This is a genomic window from Pantoea sp. ACRSC, from assembly GCF_022346785.1.
Classification (GTDB): domain Bacteria; phylum Pseudomonadota; class Gammaproteobacteria; order Enterobacterales; family Enterobacteriaceae; genus Pantoea; species Pantoea alvi.
Genome location: NZ_JAKRNN010000007.1, coordinates 25,805 through 44,599, shown reverse-complemented (window position 1 = coordinate 44,599; position 18,795 = coordinate 25,805). Strand labels below are relative to the sequence as shown.

Sequence of the window (18,795 nt, the reverse complement as noted above, 5' to 3'; positions counted from 1 at the left end):
TTCTCCTGAAAAGGCCGACTAAAAAGAAGCCCGCATCATACCTGATGCGCCAGACCCATGAAATGCTGCGTCAGCAGATTGATGGCGCCGCCGACGACGATCAGCCAGATAAACACCATCAGCCCCAGCAGCAGCGGTTTTGCGCCTGCCTGACGCAGCGCGCCGAAGCGCGTGGTAAGGCCGAGCGCCGCCATCGCCATCGCCAGCAGCAGGTTAGCGACCTGATTAATCGAGGCGACCCAGGCGGCCGGCAGCAGATGCAGCGAGTTAAACAGCGCCACGCCGATAAAGCCGAGCGCGAACCAGGGGAAGGCGATGCCCCGGCGCGCCGGCTGCTGCGGCGCGCGGCGCAGCCAGCCGCTCAGGCAGAGCAGAAAGGGCGCCAGCATCATGACGCGCAGCATTTTCGCGATCACCGCGCTGTTCTCCGCCTCTGGGCCTACCGCATGACCGGCCGCCACCACCTGCGCCACCTCATGGATGGTGGAGCCGGTAAAGATGCCGTACTGCGCCATGCTCAGCGCCGGGAAATAGCGCTGTGCCAGCAGCCAGAGCGGGGGATAGATCAGGATCGCCAGGGTGCCGAACAGCACCACGGTCGCCACCGCCACCGCGACCTTCGACGGTGAGGCCTTTACCACCGGCTCGGTGGCGAGCACCGCCGCCGCGCCGCAGATGCTGCTGCCCGCGCCGATTAGCCAGACCGTTTCGCGGTCGAGCTTCAGCAGCCTGATGCCCAGCAGGCAGGTAATAAAGAAGGTGGAGCTCAGCGTCAGCAGATCGATCAGCACGCCGCTCAGGCCAACCTCAGCGATCTGCTGCAGCGTAATGCGAAAGCCGAACAGAATAATGCCGAGGCGCAGCAGTTTCTGCTTCGCCAGCAGCACGCCCGCGTCGCACGGAGCGGCCACGGAAGGGTAAAGGGTGTTGCCGACCAGAATGCCGAGCATAATCGCCAGCGTCAGCGCGCCGAGGCCCAGTTCAGCAACCTGCGGGCGCTGCGCCAGCCAGGCCGCGCCGCCGGCAATGGCGGCGGTCAGCAGCAAACCCGGAAAACGGTGTTGAATAAAATCGGGAAGTCGGGGAAAACTTAGCTCTGCCATCATCTGCTCCTTAGGTTCAGGCAAAGCATGCGCCGCGCTGGCTTAAAAGTGAAATTGATAATATATTTATAATTAACCAGATAAAACGATAAGGCCGAAAGATGTTATTTGGACGTTTACGCCGCTGGGCCGCCCTGATTAAAAAAGATGTGCTGACGCTGTGGTTCGCCTGCCGCGACCCGCGCACGCCCTGGTGGTTCAAGCTGCTGGCATTTGGGCTGGTTGCCTATGCGCTCAGCCCCATCGATCTGATCCCCGACTTCATCCCCATCATCGGCCTGCTGGACGATGCGATAATCATTCCGCTCGGCGTGCTGATCCTGCTGCGCCTGCTGCCGCGCGACGTGCGTATCAGCAGCGCGGAGCGCGCTGAAGTACAGCGCGCGCGCGGCAAAAAGGTGGTCAGCGGCTTTGGCCTGGTGCTGATGGTGCTGATCTGGCTGGGAGTGCTCTACTACCTCATTCAGCGCTACGCAATGTAAGGAAACCCCATGCATATCACGCTGCGGCAGATAGAAGTGTTTACCGAAGTGCTGAAAAGCGGCTCGACCACGCAGGCCTCGCAGGTGCTGGCGCTTTCGCAGTCGGCGGTAAGCGCTGCGCTGGCGGATCTGGAAGGCCAGCTGGGCGTACAGCTGTTCGACCGGGTCGGCAAGCGGCTGGTGCTGAACGAACACGGCCGCCTGCTCTATCCGCGCGCCATCGGCCTGCTGGAGCAGGCGGGCGAAATCGAACAGCTATTTAAAGAGGACAACGGTGCCATCCGTATCTACGCCAGCAGCACCATCGGCAACTATCTGCTGCCGGGTATGATCGCCGCCTATCGCCGCGACTTTCCCGGCCTGCCGCTGGAGCTGAGCGTCGGCAACAGCCAGGATGTTATCAACGCGGTGGCGGATTTCCGCGTCGACGTCGGCCTGATTGAAGGGCCGTGCCATATGACTGAACTGGTGAGCGATGCCTGGCTGGAGGATGAGCTGGTGGTGTTCGCCGCGCCCGATGCGGAGATTGCGCGCCAGCCGGTGACGCTGGAGAGCCTCGGCAACGCCCCGTGGATCCTGCGCGAGCGCGGCTCCGGCACGCGCGAAATCGTCGACTATCTGCTGCTCTCGCACCTGCCCGCTTTTCAGCTCGGCATGGAGCTGGGCAATTCCGAGGCGATCAAGCATGCGGTGCGGCACAATATGGGCATCAGCTGCCTGTCGCGGCGCGTCATCGCCGATCTGCTGGAGGCGGGCACCCTGGTCGAGCTGACGATTCCGCTGCCGCGCCTGACGCGCACTCTGTACCGTATTCATCATCGCCAGAAGCACCTTTCCCGGGCGCTTGACCGCTTTCTCTCCTACTGCCGCGAGTAGCTGCAAAAGGTTTTTGCTTATAATTCAGCGGCGATTATGAAGGTAACTAATAACAGGGCACCAGTGCTATACAGGGCAGGGTGAATTGCTACAATCGCGCCTCATTTTTAGCGAGCCTAGTGTTTACACATGCATAAAGACACAAATACAACACAACAACCTGCGTTACGACGCGAGTTAAAGGCGCGTCACCTGACGATGATCGCCATCGGCGGATCGATCGGCACCGGCCTGTTCGTTGCCTCCGGCGCCACCATTTCCCAGGCGGGGCCGGGCGGTGCGCTGCTCTCCTACGCGCTGATTGGCCTGATGGTCTACTTCCTGATGACCAGCCTCGGCGAGCTGGCCGCCTTTATGCCGGTTTCCGGCTCCTTCGCCACCTACGGCGCAAAATATGTGGAAGAGGGCTTTGGTTTCGCCCTCGGCTGGAACTACTGGTACAACTGGGCGGTGACCATCGCCGTGGATCTCGTTGCCTCGCAGCTGGTGATGAACTACTGGTTTCCCGATACGCCAGGCTGGATCTGGAGCGCGCTGTTCCTCTGCCTGATGTTCCTGCTTAACTTTATTTCAGTAAAAGGCTTTGGTGAAGCGGAGTACTGGTTCTCGCTGATCAAGGTGGCGACCGTGATTATCTTTATCGTGGTTGGCGTCCTGATGATCCTCGGTATCCTGCGCGGCGGCGAGCACGCCGGCTGGCATAACTGGCAGGTCGGCGACGCGCCGTTCGCCGGCGGATTCGCGGCGATGATAGGCGTGGCGATGATCGTCGGCTTCTCTTTCCAGGGCACCGAGCTGATCGGCATCGCGGCGGGCGAGTCGGAAGATCCGGCGAAAAACATTCCGCGCGCGGTGCGCCAGGTGTTCTGGCGTATCCTGCTGTTCTATATCTTCGCGATTCTGATTATCAGCCTGATCCTGCCCTATACCGATCCGCAGCTGCTGCACAACGACGTCACCGACATCAGCGTCAGCCCCTTTACCCTGGTGTTCCAGCATGCTGGCCTGCTTTCAGCGGCGGCGGTGATGAACGCGGTGATCCTGACGTCGGTGCTGTCGGCGGGCAACTCCGGTATGTACGCCTCGACGCGCATGCTCTATAACCTGGCGAGTGAAGGCAAAGCGCCGCGCATTTTCGCCAGGCTGTCAAAAGGCGGCGTGCCGCGCAACGCGCTGCTGGCGACGACCGTGGTGGCGGGGCTCTGCTTTCTCACCTCGAAGTTCGGCAATCAGGAAGTCTATCTCTGGCTGCTGAATACCTCGGGCATGACCGGCTTTATCGCCTGGCTGGGCATCGCCATCAGCCACTATCGCTTCCGTCGCGGCTATATCAGGCAGGGCCACAGCCTGGACGACCTGCCGTACCGCTCGGGCTTTTTCCCGGTCGGCCCGATTTTCGCCTTCGTGCTCTGTCTGATCATCACGCTGGGCCAGAACTATCAGGCGTTCCTCAACGACAGCATCGACTGGTACGGCGTTGCCGCCACCTATATCGGTCTGCCGCTGTTTTTGCTGATCTGGATGGGCTACAAGCTGACGCGCGGCACCCGCTTCGTGAAGTACAGCGATATGGAATTCCCGACGCATAAAGAGTGAAGCTCACCTTCGGGATAACAGTAAGCGCGGCCAGGCCGCGCTTTTTTCGTTAAGGAGCCGTTTTGTTTAGGTTGAAGAATTGATAATTATTATCATCTGCTCTATTGTGGCAGCGTTTTCGACCGAACCTTTAACACAGGCTTTTTATGACGGACTCAACTCTGCCCGCGCAGGGCGCTATGGGCCGCTATCATCAGGTATTGCGCCGCCGCATGCTGATGATCGCCGTGCTGGTGCTGGCAATTATCGCCTCGCTGGTACTGGACTTTACCCTTGGCCCGGCCGGCCTTTCGCTGCCGACCCTCTGGCAATCGCTGCTTCATCCCGCCACGGTTGACGCCGGCACGCGCGTCATCGTCTGGGATATCCGTTTACCCTACGCGCTGATGGCGGTGGTGGTCGGTTTTTGCCTCGGACTGGCGGGCGCCGAGATGCAAACCATCCTCAATAACCCGCTGGCCAGCCCCTTTACCCTAGGCGTCTCTTCAGCGGCGGCTTTCGGCGCGGCGCTGGCGATTATTCTCGGCATCGGCATTCCCGGCGTGCCGGATCAGTGGCTGATTTCCGCCAACGCCTTTGTGTTCGCGCTGTTCGCCGCGCTGATGCTCGACGGCGTGACGCGCTGGACGCGGGTCTCTACCTCGGGCGTGGTGCTGTTCGGCATCGCGCTGGTCTTCACCTTTAACGCGCTGGTATCAATGATGCAGTTTATCGCCAGCGAAGATACCCTGCAGGGGCTGGTATTCTGGACCATGGGTAGCCTGGCGCGCGCCTCCTGGGAAAAGCTTGGCGTGCTGAGCGCCGCCTTTGCGCTACTGCTGCCGTTTTCGCTGCTCAGCAGCTGGAAGCTGACCGCGCTGCGTCTCGGCGAAGATCGTGCCGTGAGCTTCGGCATCGACGTGCGTCGCCTGCGCCTGGCAACGCTGCTGCGCATCAGTATTCTTTCCGCGCTGGCGGTCGCCTTTGTCGGACCAATCGGCTTTATCGGACTGGTGGCACCGCATATCGCCCGCATGATCTTCGGCGAAGATCACCGCTACTATCTGCCCGCCAGCGCCCTGACCGGCGCGCTGGTGCTCTCAATGGCGTCGGTCGCCTCAAAGAACCTCATTCCCGGCGTGATTATTCCGGTGGGTATCGTCACCTCGCTGGTGGGCGTGCCCTTCTTCCTGAGCATTATTCTGCGTCACCGGGGGAATGTATGAGTCAGGGGCTGAGGTTAAAACATTTCACGGCGGGCTACCCCAAACGCAAGGTGATTGAGGATCTCAGCGTGGCGCTTCTGCCGCGCGGCAAGATCACCGTGCTGCTGGGGCCGAACGGCTGCGGCAAGTCGACGCTGCTGCGCGCGCTGGCCGGGCTGAACAAAGGGCAGGGTGAACTGTGGCTTAACGACGAAGAGCTGATGCAGCAGCCGTTCGCGCGCCGCGCCCAGCGCGTGGTCTATCTGCCGCAGACGCTGCCGGCGGGGGTGCATCTGCACGTGCTGGAGTCGATTATCGTGGCGCAGCGCGCGTCCGGCGGCCTGCATAATGCCGCCAGCGAAGCGGAAGTGATGTATCTGCTGGAGCAGCTCGGCATTTCGCATCTGGCGATGCGCTATCTCGATCAGCTGTCAGGCGGACAGAAACAGCTGGTCGGCCTGGCGCAGTCGCTGATCCGCCGCCCGGAGCTGCTGCTGCTGGATGAGCCGCTGAGCGCGCTGGACCTGAACTACCAGTTTCACGTAATGGATCTGGTGCGCCGCGAAACCGCCCAGCGCAATATCGTTACCGTGGTGGTGGTACACGATATCAATATCGCCTTACGCCATGCGCACCATGCGCTGATGCTGAAAGAGGGTGCGCTGATAGCGGATGGCGTGCCGGAGCAGGTGATTACGCCGGAAACGCTGGCGCAGGTATATGGCGTGAAAGGGCGTATCGAACACTGCTCGCAGGGAATGCCGCAGGTGATGATTGACGGGCTGGTCGGTTCGGAGCTGGTTTAAACCGCGCGCAGCGGCGTTGAGAACGTGGTTGGCATAGCCCGAAGAGCAAAGCGTCCCGCGACAGAGACAAAAACGTCGGGAACGTTTTTGAATAACGCAACGCGTTAGCCCGGCAACGGGCGCACCTCAGGGATGAGGTGCGTAATGCTGCGGGCCGAGCTGGCAGGGATGCCGTTTTTTGCGTCTTTGCGATCGGGTCATGCCAACCGCGTCTGCGCATTACCTGTCGCTGCACAACTTGCCAAAGGTTCAGGGCCGCGATGCGGCCCTGAACGACCTACACCAGTAAGTGCTGCGCATGGAAGCGCAGATGATCCTCGACGAAAGTCGCAATAAAGTAGTAGCTGTGGTCATAGCCCGGCTGCACGCGCAGCGTCAGCGGGAATCCCACCTCTTTTGCCACCACATCCAGCCGCTCTGGCTGAAGCTGATCTGCCAGGAACTGATCGCTGTCGCCCTGATCGATCAGGATCGGCAGGCGCGACTGCACCTCGCGCATCAGCGCACAGCTGTCATACTCGCGCCACGCGGCACGATCGTCGCCCAGATAGGCGCTGAACGCTTTCTGCCCCCAGGGCACCTCGCTGGGATTGACGATGGGCGCAAAGGCCGACGCCGACGCAAAGCGGTTGCCGAGACGCAGCGCCAGCATCAGCGCGCCGTGGCCGCCCATCGAATGCCCCATAACCGACTGCCGCTCGCTGATATTGAAGTTATCGGCGATCAGCGCCGGCAGCTCCTGGCTCAGGTAGTCGAACATGCGGTAGTGCGCCGACCAGGGCGCCTGGGTCGCGTTAAGGTAAAACCCTGCGCCCTGGCCGAGATCGTAGGCGTCGTCGTTGGCGACCGCCTCGCCGCGCGGGCTGGTGTCCGGCATAATCAACACCAGACCCAGCTCCGCCGCGACGCGCTGCGCGCCAGCTTTGGTGCTGAAGTTCTCATCCGTGCAGGTCAGGCCTGCCAGAAACCACACCGCGGGCGGCGGCGTGTCGCCTTTTGGATTGGGCAAAAAAATGCTGAAGGTCATCGGGCAGTTGAGCGCGGCTGACTGATGTCGCCAGCGTTGCTGCCAGCCGCCGAACATCCTGTGTTCTTCCAGCAGTTCCAGCGTGGATGCCATATCGCCTCCCGATTACTTGTTGAAGTGCACCACCGAACGGATCGACTTCCCTTCATGCATCAGATCGAAGGCCTCGTTGATCTCCTCCAGCGGCATGGTATGGGTAATAAAGTCGTTCAGGGCGAATTTGCCGTCCAGATAATCCTGCACGATACCCGGCAGCTGTGAGCGGCCCTTCACGCCGCCGAAGGCGGAACCGCGCCAGACGCGACCGGTCACCAGCTGGAACGGACGGGTTGAGATCTCTTCGCCCGCGCCGGCCACGCCGATAATCACCGATTCGCCCCAGCCTTTATGGCAGCACTCCAGCGCGGAACGCATGACGTTGACGTTGCCGATGCATTCAAAGGAGTAATCCACGCCGCCGTCGGTCATCTCAACGATCACTTCCTGGATCGGTTTCTCATAATCTCTCGGGTTCACCAGGTCGGTCGCACCCAGCTTGCGCGCCAGGTCAAATTTACTGGTGTTGATATCGATACCGATAATGCGTCCCGCTTTTGCCATTTTCGCGCCGATAATCGCCGACAGGCCGATGCCGCCGAGGCCGAAAATCGCCACGGTATCGCCTTCTTTAACTTTGGCGGTGTTCATTACCGCGCCCATGCCGGTGGTAACGCCGCAGCCCAGCAGACATACTTCCTCCAGCGGCGCCTCTTTGCTGATTTTCGCCAGCGAGATTTCCGGCACCACGGTGTACTCGGAGAAGGTTGAGGTGCCCATGTAGTGGAAAATCGGCTTGCCGTCCTTAAAGAAACGCGTGGTGCCGTCCGGCATCAGGCCTTTGCCCTGGGTGGTGCGGATCGCCTGGCAGAGGTTGGTTTTGCCCGACAGGCAGAATTTGCACTTGCCGCACTCGGGCGTGTAGAGCGGGATCACGTGATCGCCGACTTCGACGCTGGTTACGCCTTCGCCAACCGCTTCCACTACGCCGCCGCCTTCATGGCCGAGGATCGCCGGGAATACGCCTTCCGGATCTTTGCCCGACAGGGTATAGGCATCGGTATGGCACACGCCGGTGGCGACGATACGCACCAGCACTTCACCTTTCTGCGGCGGCATCAGATCCACTTCTTCGATTTTCAGCGGTTCGCCAGCGGCCCAGGCAACGGCGGCGCGGGTTTTAATCATGTTCATGCAATCCCTCTTGCGGTCAGATGGGGACGCGCCGGTCTGGTCGCGTCCGTAGGTCGTGATATCAATAAAAATAGCGCGTAATCAGCAATTACTCTGCGACCTGCAGCGGATGCAGCAGCTGGTCATCCTGCGGCCGGTCGTCAAACATATCAATAATCAAGTACTTAAGCGCTTCGACGTTGGGGGTAAAGGCGTCGCGGCGCCACATCAGCCAGGTGGCGGTGTCGCGCCAGGCGGCCGGCAGCTGATGCGCCTGCACGCGGGCGCGCTCAGGCATCTGCTTTAGCACCGATTCAGGGATCATCGCCACGCCCGCGCCGCCCGCCACGCAGGCCATCATCGCGTGGTAGGACTGGATCTCCATCACGCTGCCGGGCGCGATGCCGCTGTCGCGGTACCAGGCTTCAAGCTTCACGCGATAGGAGCAGCTGTTGCGAAAGGCGAACAGGGTGTCGTTTTGCACGTCGCGCGCGTTCCTGACCGGCAGATGATCGAGGCTGGTGATCAGCGTCAGGGTTTCGCGGAAGGCGATGCAGCCGTTGAGATCGTCATAGGGCGCCGGGCCGTCGACCAGCGCGGCGGCCAGCGTGCCTTCACGCACCTTGTCGATAATCTCGCCGGAGGTACTGGTGATCAGCGACAGCGACACTTTCGGAAAGCGCTGATGATAGGCCGCCAGCAGGGCAGGCAGACGCGTCGCGGCGGTGCTCTCCATCGAGCCGAGCGCGAAGTTGCCGGCCGGTTCACCCGCGCGCGCCATGCTCAGCGCCTCGTCGCTCAGCGCCAGAATGCGCTGCGCGTAATTAAGAAAGTTGTGGCCCATCGGCGACAGCCGAATGCGCTGTTTCTCGCGTATAAACAGATCGACGCCCATCTCCTCTTCCAGCTGCCGCAGCCGCGTGGTGAGGTTGGAGGGGACGCGATGAAGTTGTTCCGCAGCGCGCGCCAGCGAACCGGTTTCGGCCACGGAACAGAACATGCGTAGCTGGACAAGATCCATATATTCTCTTCTCGTAAACAACTTGATGCGAATTATTCAGTTTTCGTGAGTTTAATAAGCTGGCATGTTATAAGCAAGTGATAATAAGAGGGCAGGAGTAGGGAAATGGCTTTTCGCGTGGCGCTCAGCGCCTTTCTGGCGCTGGTGGTGGTGATGGGCATCGGACGTTTCGCCTTTACGCCGCAGGTGCCGCTAATGATACACGACGGCCAGCTGACGCTGACCAGCGCCAGCCTGGTGGCGGCGCTCAACTATCTTGGCTATCTCTGCGGCTCTTTTGATGCGATGCGCGCGCGGCGTCGCGTCGAGCTGCGTTTGCAGCTGGGCGTCTGGGGCGCGGTGATACTGACGCTGCTCTCCGCCTGCGTCACCGGCCCCTGGCTGCACGGCGCGGTGCGCTTTTTGATCGGCTGGGCGAGCGGCGTGGCGCTGGTGCTGGTGGCCGCCTGGAGCAGCGAGCAGCTGCATCACTACGGCCGTCCCGGCCTGTCGGCGGCGGTATTCGCCGGGCCGGGGGCGGGCATCTTTATCAGCGGCCTGCTGGCGGTGCAGCTGCACGCCTCGCAGGCTTCCGCCTCGCTGGCCTGGGCCGCCTACGGCCTGCTGGCGCTGCTGATTATCGCCGCTATCGCGCGCAATTTGCCGCGCCGCGTCGGCGATCTGCACCGTCCCGATCGGGCGCCGGATCCGCTGGTGCTGACCCCAGACCTGCGACGGCTGGTGCTGAGCTATAGCCTGGCGGGCTTCGGCTATATCCTGCCCGCCACCTTTCTGTCGCAGATGGCGGCGGCGCGCTTTCCCGACGGCGCCTTTGCCCAGCTGGTCTGGCCGATCTTCGGCGGCGCGGCGATAGTTGGCATCGCGCTGGGGATCCTGACGCGCCACCTCGCCAGCAACAACCGGCGGCTGGCCTTTGTGCTCTGGGCGCAGGCGCTGGGCGTGGCGGCGGCCGCGGCGCTGCCGGGTTTTAGCGGCCTGCTGATCGGCGCGCTGCTGGTGGGCGGCGGCTTTCTCTGCGTGATACAGCTGGCGCTGGCCTACGCGCGCGAGCTGGCGCCGCAGCATACGCGCTATATGGCGGGGCTGCTGACCACCGGCTACGCCGTCGGGCAGCTGGTAGGGCCGGTACTGTCGTCGCTCTCGACCGCGCTGCTGCATCAGCTGGCGCCCGCGCTGTGGATCGCCGGGCTGGGCCTGGCGGCGGGCGGGCTGCTGGTCTGGCGACGCGCGCAATGAAAAGCTTTCATCACCGATTGGATTGATTACTGGATTACCCCTGCGGAAAGCTTCACAATACGCGCTCAGAATTGAACCCGCCGGTCTCTCCGGCGGGCGTTACACCTGCGGAGATGAGTACGATGAGCACCCTTAGTCAGGAAGCTATCCTGGTTCACGAAGCGCTGCTGGCGCGAGGTCTGGAAACACCGTTACGCGCGCCGACGCGTGAAATGGATGACGAAACCCGTAAGCGCCTGATCGCCGGCCATATGACCGAGGTCATGCAGCTGCTGAATCTGGATCTTGAGGATGACAGCCTGATGGAGACGCCGCATCGCATCGCCAAAATGTATGTGGATGAGGTCTTTTCCGGCCTGGATTACGCTAACTTCCCGAAAATCACAGTCATCGAAAATAAGATGAAAGTGGATGAGATGGTGACGGTGCGCGATATCACCCTGACCAGCACCTGCGAGCACCACTTTGTGATTATCGACGGCAAAGCGACCGTGGCCTATATTCCGAAAGAGAAGGTGATTGGCCTGTCGAAGATTAACCGCATCGTGCAGTTCTTCGCCCAGCGCCCGCAGGTGCAGGAACGTCTGACGCAGCAGGTGCTGGTGGCGCTGCAGACGCTGCTTGGCACTAACAACGTCGCGGTCTCTATTGATGCGGTGCACTACTGCGTGAAAGCGCGCGGAGTGAAAGACGCCACCAGCGCGACCACCACCACCTCGCTGGGCGGCCTGTTTAAGTCGAGCCAGAATACTCGCCAGGAGTTTCTGCGCGCGGTGCGTCATATTTAACACCATTGGTTATGCAGCGACGCGGGTGAGATGATCCGATCGCAAAGACGCAAAAGCGGGCATCCCTGCCTGTCCGGCCCGCGTCGCAGGCAACCTCAGCGGTGAGGTGCGCCCGTAACCGGGCCAGCGCGCTGCGGCATGGTTCAAAAACGTTCCTGACGTTTTGTCCCTGACGCGGCGTGCTTTGCTCTTCGGGTTATCTCACTCGTTTGCATGCCTGTGCGCCGCCTGTTCTCAGGCGGCGCTGTTCCACGCCAACAGGGACCGATATGCAACGTTATCCTATGCTGGATTTTATTCGCGGCTGCGCCATCCTCGGCATTTTGTTGCTCAATATCGTCGGCTTCGCCTTACCTTCCGCCGCCTATCTCAATCCCGCCTGGCACGGCGATCCCGCTACCGACGAGGTCTGGACCTGGGCGGTGCTCGACCTGCTGGCGCAGATGAAGTTCCTGACGCTGTTCGCGCTGCTGTTCGGCGCGGGCCTGCAGCTTCAGCTGCCGCGCGGCGGCCGCTGGCTGTCGGCGCGCCTGACGCTGCTGGCGCTTATTGGCCTGTTTCACGCTCTGGCGATGTGGGAAGGGGATATCCTGCTCGATTACGCCATTATTGGCCTTATCGTCTGGCGTACGCTGCGCGACGTGCCCGCAACGCGCAGCCTGTTTCACACCGGCGCGCTGCTCTACCTGGTTGGCTGCGGCGTGCTGCTGATCTTCGGATCGATCTCCGATCCCGAGCCGAGCCGCTCCTGGCTGCCCGGCGCGGCTGACCTGGAGTATGAACATTTCTGGAAGCTGGCCGGCGGCTGGGAAGCGGTGCAGAACCGTCTCGATCATCTCTCCTCCAGCCTGATGGCGCTGGCGGCGCAGTATGGCTGGCAGCTGGCCGGGCTGATGATGATGGGTGCCGCGCTGCTGCGCTGCGGCTGGCTGACCGGCGAGTTCAGCCTGCGCCACTACCGCCGCTGCGCCGCGCTGCTGCTGGCATCAGGCTACGCCATCGCCCTGTCTGGGGTGGTGGCGCAGTGGATGCTGCACTGGTCGTTTCGCTGGAGCGGCTTCTACTTACAGGTGCCGCGCGATCTCGCCAGCCCGTTTATCAGCCTTGGCTACGCTGCGCTGATCCTCGGCTACTGGCCGCAGCTGGCGCGCTGGCGCGTCACGTCGGCGATAGAGTGCGTCGGCCGCATGGCGCTGAGCAACTATCTGCTGCAGACGCTGATCTGTACCACGCTGTTCTACCGCTTCGATCTCTTTATGCGCTTCGACCGTTTGCAGCTGCTGGCCTTTGTGCCCGCTGTCTGGCTGGTCAATATTCTCTTCTCGGTAATCTGGCTGCGCTTTTTCCCGCAGGGGCCGCTTGAATGGCTGTGGCGCCGCCTGACGCAGCTGGCGGCGGGGAAAACGCCGCATCGCCTCTGAGTCAGATAATGATATTCATCACAAAGGTTGCATAATTGTATGTAACCGTTTTCATCAGTGTGACGTGATTCACGCTGTCGCCGCGCCCTGCCTGCCAGAATAGCGCCGGGTTTACTTCCTGGCGTGATGCCTTTTTTTCCTCTGTGGAACAGCTGCATGATAACGATTCGTGATGTTGCCCGTCTGGCTGGCGTGTCGGTGGCGACCGTCTCGCGCGTGCTGAATAACAGCAGCGCCGTTACCGCGGACACCCGTGACGCGGTGCTGCAGGCGGTAGATTCACTGGGCTATCGGCCTAACGCCAACGCGCAGGCGCTGGCGACGCAGGTCAGCGACACCATCGGCGTGGTGGTGATGGACGTCTCCGATCCCTTCTTCGGCGCGCTGGTGAAAGCGGTGGATACCGTGGCGCAGCGCCTGCATAAACATGTGCTGATCAGCAATTCCTGGCATCAGGAAGATAAAGAGCGCCATGCCATTGAGGTGCTGATCCGTCAGCGCTGCAATGCGCTGGTGGTACACGCGAAAACGCTTTCAGACGCCGAGCTTGCCTCTTTTATGCAGCAGGTGCCGGGCATGGTGATGGTTAACCGCATTGTGCCTGGCTTCGCCCATCGCTGCGTCAGCCTGGATAATGTGGCGGGGGCGCTGATGGCGACCCGTATGCTGCTGCAGCAGGGGCACAGCCGCATCGGCTATCTCTGCTCCAGCCACGACATCGAGGACGTGCGGCAGCGGCGCGAAGGCTGGGAGCAGGCGCTGGCGGAGCAGGGGATTCGGCCGCAGGAGGGCTGGATCGCCTGCGCCGAACCCGATATGCAGGGCGGCGAGGCGGCGATGGTGGAGCTGCTGGGCCGCAATGTGCATCTCAGCGCCATTTTCGCCTATAACGACGGCATGGCGGCCGGTGCGCTTACCGCCCTGAAAGATAACGGCATTCAGGTGCCGCAGCATTTCTCAATTATCGGCTTCGATGATATCCCGATGTCACGATACACCGATCCCCAACTGACAACGGTACGCTATCCCATTGTTTCTATGGCGAAACTTGCCACTGAGCTGGCGCTGAGCGGCGCGGCGGGCCAGCTGGACGTCAGCGCGCAGCATGTCTTTATGCCGACCCTGGTGCGTCGTCATTCCGTGGCGCAGCGGCAAAATGTGGAGTCGGTCACTAATTCAGGCGATAGCGCCATGTAACCGTTTTCAATCTGTGATTGTATTCACAGTTAATTAACATGCCGCTCACTATGATGGCAGCGTCTTACCGGACTGAAACATTATGTAACGCCGTTATAACCGCAGCTGGCGTGGTTTCAGCAACCCGTTGAAAAAGTTCATCACATCTTCAGGATGCGTTGTCGCACAAGGAAGTCAGATTTCTGGACGGCGTTTCAGCGGGGCAGCGCGATTTCACTCGCCTCTTTGCGACTCGTCGAATCTTATTTTATCGAAAGCTCCTGCGCGCCTGACGCGCCTGAGCCAGTACTACCCTGCAAAAAACCGGAGATACCATGAATAAGAAGGTTTTCACGCTCACAGCTTTGGTTGCCAGCATGATGTTCGGCGCAACGGCACACGCAGCGGACACGCGTATCGGCGTGACCATCTACAAATATGACGACAACTTTATGTCGATGGTTCGCAAAGACATCGAGAAAGAGGCCAAAACCCTCGGCGGCGTGCAGCTGCTGATGAATGACTCGCAGAACGATCAGTCCAAACAGAACGATCAGATCGACGTGCTGATGGCGAAAGGCGTGAAGGCGCTGGCGATTAACCTGGTGGATCCGGCTGCGGCGGCCGTGGTGATTGATAAAGCGCGCGGCAACGATGTGCCGGTGGTGTTCTTTAACAAAGAGCCGAACGCGAAAGTGCTGGCCAGCTACGACAAGGCCTACTATGTCGGCACCGACTCTAAAGAGTCCGGCATTATCCAGGGCAAACTGATTGAGAAGCACTGGAAAGCCTCGCCGAACTGGGACCTGAACAAAGATGGTCAGATTCAGTTCGTGCTGCTGAAAGGCGAGCCGGGCCACCCGGATGCCGAAGCGCGTACCAAATACGTTATCGATACCCTGAATCAGGACGGCATCAAGACCCAGCAGCTGGCGATGGATACCGCGATGTGGGATACCGCTCAGGCGAAAGACAAGATGGATGCGTGGCTCTCCGGCCCGAACGCCAACAAAATCGAAGTGGTGATCGCCAACAACGACGCCATGGCGATGGGCGCGGTCGAAGCGCTGAAAGCGCATAACAAGACCTCGATTCCGGTATTCGGCGTCGATGCGCTGCCGGAAGCCCTGGCGCTGGTGAAATCGGGCGCGCTGGCGGGCACCGTGCTGAACGATGCGGAAAACCAGGCGAAAGCGACGCTGGATATGGCGAAAAACCTGGCGGATGGCAAAGCCGCGACCGAAGGCACCAGCTATAAGATCACCGATAAAATCGTCCGCGTGCCCTACGTGCCGGTCGATAAAGAGAACCTCTCTCAGTTCCAGAAGTAATCCTGTCCGGGCGCGGCTGAGCCGCGCCCTGTTTTCACGTGACCAACGCTTTTTTTAGCCAGGTAAATTATGGCCAGTGATAATCCGACCGCGCAGCGTGAATATCTGCTGGAAATGACGAACGTCTCGAAATCATTTCCAGGGGTTAAAGCCTTAGATAATGTAAATTTAAAAGTGCGGCCTCACTCCGTTCATGCATTGATGGGTGAAAACGGCGCCGGTAAATCGACATTATTAAAATGCCTGTTTGGTATTTATAAAAAAGATACGGGGAGCATCCTGTTTCAGGGTGAGGAAGTTGATTTTAAAAGTTCCAAAGAGGCGCTGGAAAACGGCGTTTCGATGGTGCACCAGGAGCTGAACCTGGTTTTACAGCGCACCGTTATGGACAATATGTGGCTGGGTCGCTATCCGCAAAAAGGGCCGTTCGTCGATCAGGAAAAAATGTATCGCGACACCAAAGCGATTTTCGACGAGCTGGATATCGATATCGATCCGCGCGACAAAGTGGCGACGCTCTCTGTTTCGCAGATGCAGATGATCGAAATCGCCAAGGCGTTCTCCTATGATGCCAAAATCGTCATCATGGATGAGCCGACCTCTTCGCTGACGGAAAAAGAGGTGAACCATCTGTTCACCATTATTCGCAAGCTGAAAGATCGCGGCTGCGGCATTGTTTATATCTCGCACAAGATGGAAGAAATTTTCCAGCTGTGCGACGAGATCACTATTCTGCGCGACGGCCAGTGGATCGCCACCCAGCCGCTGGAAGGGCTGGATATGGATAAGATCATCGCCATGATGGTCGGCCGTTCCCTGAACCAGCGCTTTCCCAACAAAACCAACGTGCCGGGCGAAACCATTCTTGAGGTACGTCATTTAACGTCGCTGCGTCAGCCGTCAATTCGCGACGTCTCGTTCGATTTGCGCAAAGGGGAGATCCTCGGCATCGCCGGGCTGGTGGGCGCCAAGCGTACCGATATCGTCGAAACGCTGTTTGGCATTCGCGAGAAGGTGAGCGGCACCATTAAGCTGCACGGCAAGGCGATTAATAACCACAGCGCCAACGAAGCCATTAACCACGGTTTCGCGCTGGTCACGGAAGAGCGCCGCTCGACCGGTATTTATGCCTTTCTCGATATCGGGTTTAACTCGTTAATCTCCAATATCAAGAAATATAAAAACACGCTCGGGCTGCTCGACAATAAGCGGATGAAAAGCGATACCCAGTGGGTTATTGACGCCATGCGGGTAAAAACGCCGGGTCACCATACGCAAATTGGATCGCTTTCGGGCGGTAACCAGCAAAAGGTAATTATCGGCCGCTGGCTGCTGACCCAGCCTGAAATACTGATGCTTGATGAACCGACGCGCGGTATTGACGTCGGCGCGAAATTCGAAATCTACCAGCTGATTGCCGAGCTGGCGAAGAAAGAGAAGGGCATCATTATTATCTCCTCTGAGATGCCGGAGCTGCTGGGCATTACCGATCGTATTCTGGTAATGAGCAACGGCCAGGTAGCGGGCATTGTAGATACCAAGACAACCACGCAGAACGAAATATTGCGTTTAGCGTCATTACACCTTTAATGAAGCAAGGGCTGTTAACATGAAAGCGACTACTAAAAAGAATGCGCTAACCTGGCTGAAAGAGGGCGGCATTTATGTCGTTCTGCTGGTTTTGCTGGCTATTATTATTTTCCAGGATCCAACCTTTTTAAGCCTGATGAACCTGAGTAATATTCTTACCCAGTCCTCGGTGCGTATTATTATCGCGCTGGGCGTGGCGGGGCTGATCGTTACGCAGGGTACCGACCTTTCGGCCGGTCGTCAGGTGGGTCTGGCGGCGGTGGTGGCGGCGACGCTGCTGCAGGCGATGGATAACGCCAATAAGGTGTTTCCGACGCTGGATACCGTGCCGATTCCGGTGGTGATTCTGGTGGTGTGCGTGATTGGCGGTCTGATCGGCCTGCTGAACGGCCTGATTATCGCCTATCTCAAGGTGACGCCGTTTATTACCACGCTCGGCACCATGATTATCGTCTACGGCATCAACTCGCTCTATTACGACTTTGTCGGCGCGTCGCCGATTGCCGGGTTTGACAGCGGTTTCTCGAAGTTTGCTCAGGGCTTCCTGCGCTTTGGCGACTTCAAGCTCTCCTACATTACCTTCTACGCGATTGTTGCCATCGTTTTCGTCTGGATTCTGTGGAACAAAACCCGCTTCGGCAAAAATATCTTTGCTATCGGCGGTAACCCGGAAGCGGCGAAGGTATCTGGCGTTAACGTCAACTTAAACCTGATTCTGATCTATGCGCTTTCTGGCGTGTTTTACGCCTTCGGCGGTATGCTGGAAGCGGGCCGTATCGGCAGCGCCACCAACAACCTCGGCTTTATGTATGAGCTGGACGCCATCGCGGCGTGCGTGGTGGGCGGCGTCTCCTTTGCGGGCGGCGTGGGTACGGTAGCGGGCGTGGTGACCGGTGTGATCATCTTTACCGTGATCAACTACGGTCTGACCTATATCGGCGTGAACCCTTACTGGCAGTACATTATCAAGGGCGGCATCATTATCTTCGCCGTGGCGCTGGACTCGCTGAAATATTCTCGTAAGAAGTAAGGATGAGACGTTACTGAAGAAGAGCGACCTTTGGGTCGCTCTTTTTGTTTGCGGGTGCCCCTTGTGTGTGTAAGAAGCGGCGCGGGACGCTTTGCTCCACAGCCCCTGTCGCCCACCAGGCAGGCTTTTGAGCCGCCTGAATGAAACGGCACGGAGCTCTTTCTATTTGCGCGCTTTCTGCTCGCTTTCCAGCAGCTGCTCCGGCGTCACTGCCGGATAGCTCTGCGCATCTTCCGGCACCTCATGTACCGCCGGGATCGGCACCAGCGGACCCAGAAAGCGCGGTTCGCGCTTCATCACGTAGAGATCGGCCAGCGCACCGAGGCGGGCGCCCACCTCTCGGAAGCGGACGCTGAGCATATTTTTCGGTGACGGCACCGCGTAGCACTGCGCCTGAATCCCCATATGCAGGGCGATAAACAGCGCGCGCTCGCAGTGGAAGCGCTGGGTAATAATAATAAAATCGTTGGTGTCAAACACTTTGCGCGTGCGCACGATAGAGTCGAGGGTGCGGAAACCGGCGTAGTCCAGCACGATATCCTGCGGATCGACGCCGGCTTTGATCAGATCGCGGCGCATGGTCATGGGCTCGTTATAGCTGCTCATGGCGTTGTCGCCGCTCAGCAGCAGATAGTTAACCTTGCCGCTGTTATAGGCGTTCAGCGCGCCCTGAATGCGATAGAGGTAGTACTGATTGTAGACGCCGGTGCGGTAATACTTCGCGGTACCCAGGACCACGCCAACCTGACGATGCGGCAGCGAGGCGACATCTTCATAAATATAGGGGGCGGTTTTCCAGCTGATCCAGCGATCCAGGCCGAGCGCGGTCGCCACCACCAGTAAGATGATGAATAAGAGACCAATAAAAACGCGTTTCAACATACGCGTGAGCGCTCGGGGTCAGGAAAAAGAGGTGCAT

At 59.6% G+C, this 18,795-nt stretch carries 17 protein-coding genes; 12 read left to right on the top strand and 5 right to left on the bottom strand.

Annotated features, from left to right (window positions below; all coding sequences use genetic code 11):
- Positions 1-35: 35 nt before the first annotated feature.
- On the bottom strand, positions 36-1,103 hold the full coding sequence (locus MHZ97_RS09170) for a YeiH family protein (RefSeq protein ID WP_239314415.1): 1,068 nt from the start codon (positions 1,101-1,103) through the stop codon (positions 36-38).
- A gap of 101 nt (positions 1,104-1,204) precedes the next feature.
- On the opposite strand from MHZ97_RS09170, the gene MHZ97_RS09165 reads away from it, so the two are divergent.
- From MHZ97_RS09165 to MHZ97_RS09145, 5 genes are all read left to right on the top strand, one after another.
- Complete coding sequence (locus MHZ97_RS09165; protein ID WP_103794113.1) at positions 1,205-1,585, top strand: YkvA family protein; 381 nt, start codon at positions 1,205-1,207, stop codon at positions 1,583-1,585.
- Between the two features lie 9 nt (positions 1,586-1,594).
- Positions 1,595-2,461: a DNA-binding transcriptional regulator YeiE gene (gene yieE / locus MHZ97_RS09160; RefSeq protein ID WP_103794112.1), complete on the top strand. Its 867-nt coding sequence runs from the start codon at positions 1,595-1,597 to the stop codon at positions 2,459-2,461.
- 129 nt (positions 2,462-2,590) lie between these two features.
- Positions 2,591-4,057: an amino acid permease gene (locus MHZ97_RS09155; protein WP_103794111.1), complete on the top strand. Its 1,467-nt coding sequence runs from the start codon at positions 2,591-2,593 to the stop codon at positions 4,055-4,057.
- A gap of 146 nt (positions 4,058-4,203) precedes the next feature.
- Complete coding sequence (locus MHZ97_RS09150; RefSeq protein ID WP_033750328.1) at positions 4,204-5,262, top strand: iron ABC transporter permease; 1,059 nt, start codon at positions 4,204-4,206, stop codon at positions 5,260-5,262.
- Positions 5,259-6,047 (top strand): ABC transporter ATP-binding protein, encoded by a 789-nt coding sequence (locus MHZ97_RS09145; protein WP_239314416.1) that lies wholly within the window; start codon positions 5,259-5,261, stop codon positions 6,045-6,047. Before MHZ97_RS09150 ends, MHZ97_RS09145 begins: the two co-directional genes overlap by 4 nt.
- Positions 6,048-6,324: 277 nt before the next feature.
- Here MHZ97_RS09145 and fghA read toward each other — a convergent pair whose 3' ends face one another.
- The 3 genes from fghA to MHZ97_RS09130 all read right to left on the bottom strand — a co-directional run bounded on the left by fghA (position 6,325) and on the right by MHZ97_RS09130 (position 9,304).
- Positions 6,325-7,167 carry an S-formylglutathione hydrolase gene (gene fghA, locus MHZ97_RS09140; protein ID WP_103794108.1) on the bottom strand — a complete coding sequence of 281 codons (843 nt, stop codon included), beginning with the start codon at positions 7,165-7,167 and terminating at the stop codon, positions 6,325-6,327.
- Between the two features lie 12 nt (positions 7,168-7,179).
- Positions 7,180-8,304 (bottom strand): S-(hydroxymethyl)glutathione dehydrogenase/class III alcohol dehydrogenase, encoded by a 1,125-nt coding sequence (locus MHZ97_RS09135; protein WP_239314417.1) that lies wholly within the window; start codon positions 8,302-8,304, stop codon positions 7,180-7,182.
- Between the two features lie 88 nt (positions 8,305-8,392).
- Positions 8,393-9,304, bottom strand: coding sequence for a LysR family transcriptional regulator (locus MHZ97_RS09130; protein ID WP_103794106.1), 912 nt, complete (start codon positions 9,302-9,304; stop codon positions 8,393-8,395).
- Positions 9,305-9,409: 105 nt separating this feature from the next.
- On the opposite strand from MHZ97_RS09130, the gene MHZ97_RS09125 reads away from it, so the two are divergent.
- The 7 genes from MHZ97_RS09125 to mglC all read left to right on the top strand — a co-directional run bounded on the left by MHZ97_RS09125 (position 9,410) and on the right by mglC (position 17,876).
- Positions 9,410-10,540 carry a YbfB/YjiJ family MFS transporter gene (locus MHZ97_RS09125; RefSeq protein ID WP_239314418.1) on the top strand — a complete coding sequence of 377 codons (1,131 nt, stop codon included), beginning with the start codon at positions 9,410-9,412 and terminating at the stop codon, positions 10,538-10,540.
- Between the two features lie 122 nt (positions 10,541-10,662).
- Positions 10,663-11,328, top strand: a complete 666-nt coding sequence (folE, locus tag MHZ97_RS09120; RefSeq protein ID WP_033750312.1) for a GTP cyclohydrolase I FolE — start codon at positions 10,663-10,665, stop codon at positions 11,326-11,328.
- Between the two features lie 269 nt (positions 11,329-11,597).
- A complete protein-coding gene (yeiB, locus tag MHZ97_RS09115) occupies positions 11,598-12,749 on the top strand; it encodes a DUF418 domain-containing protein YeiB (protein WP_103794104.1) in 1,152 nt (383 codons plus the stop codon).
- 156 nt (positions 12,750-12,905) lie between these two features.
- Entirely contained in the window at positions 12,906-13,946 is a 1,041-nt protein-coding gene (galS, locus tag MHZ97_RS09110) for an HTH-type transcriptional regulator GalS (RefSeq protein ID WP_239314419.1), read from the top strand.
- 314 nt (positions 13,947-14,260) lie between these two features.
- Positions 14,261-15,256 (top strand): galactose/glucose ABC transporter substrate-binding protein MglB, encoded by a 996-nt coding sequence (gene mglB / locus MHZ97_RS09105; protein ID WP_033791578.1) that lies wholly within the window; start codon positions 14,261-14,263, stop codon positions 15,254-15,256.
- 69 nt (positions 15,257-15,325) lie between these two features.
- On the top strand, positions 15,326-16,846 hold the full coding sequence (mglA, locus tag MHZ97_RS09100) for a galactose/methyl galactoside ABC transporter ATP-binding protein MglA (RefSeq protein ID WP_103794102.1): 1,521 nt from the start codon (positions 15,326-15,328) through the stop codon (positions 16,844-16,846).
- Between the two features lie 19 nt (positions 16,847-16,865).
- Complete coding sequence (gene mglC, locus MHZ97_RS09095; protein ID WP_103794101.1) at positions 16,866-17,876, top strand: galactose/methyl galactoside ABC transporter permease MglC; 1,011 nt, start codon at positions 16,866-16,868, stop codon at positions 17,874-17,876.
- A gap of 162 nt (positions 17,877-18,038) precedes the next feature.
- Here the strand turns inward: mglC and sanA are convergent, their stop codons facing one another.
- Positions 18,039-18,758, bottom strand: coding sequence for an outer membrane permeability protein SanA (gene sanA, locus MHZ97_RS09090; RefSeq protein WP_033750294.1), 720 nt, complete (start codon positions 18,756-18,758; stop codon positions 18,039-18,041).
- Between the last annotated feature and the right edge of the window lie 37 nt (positions 18,759-18,795).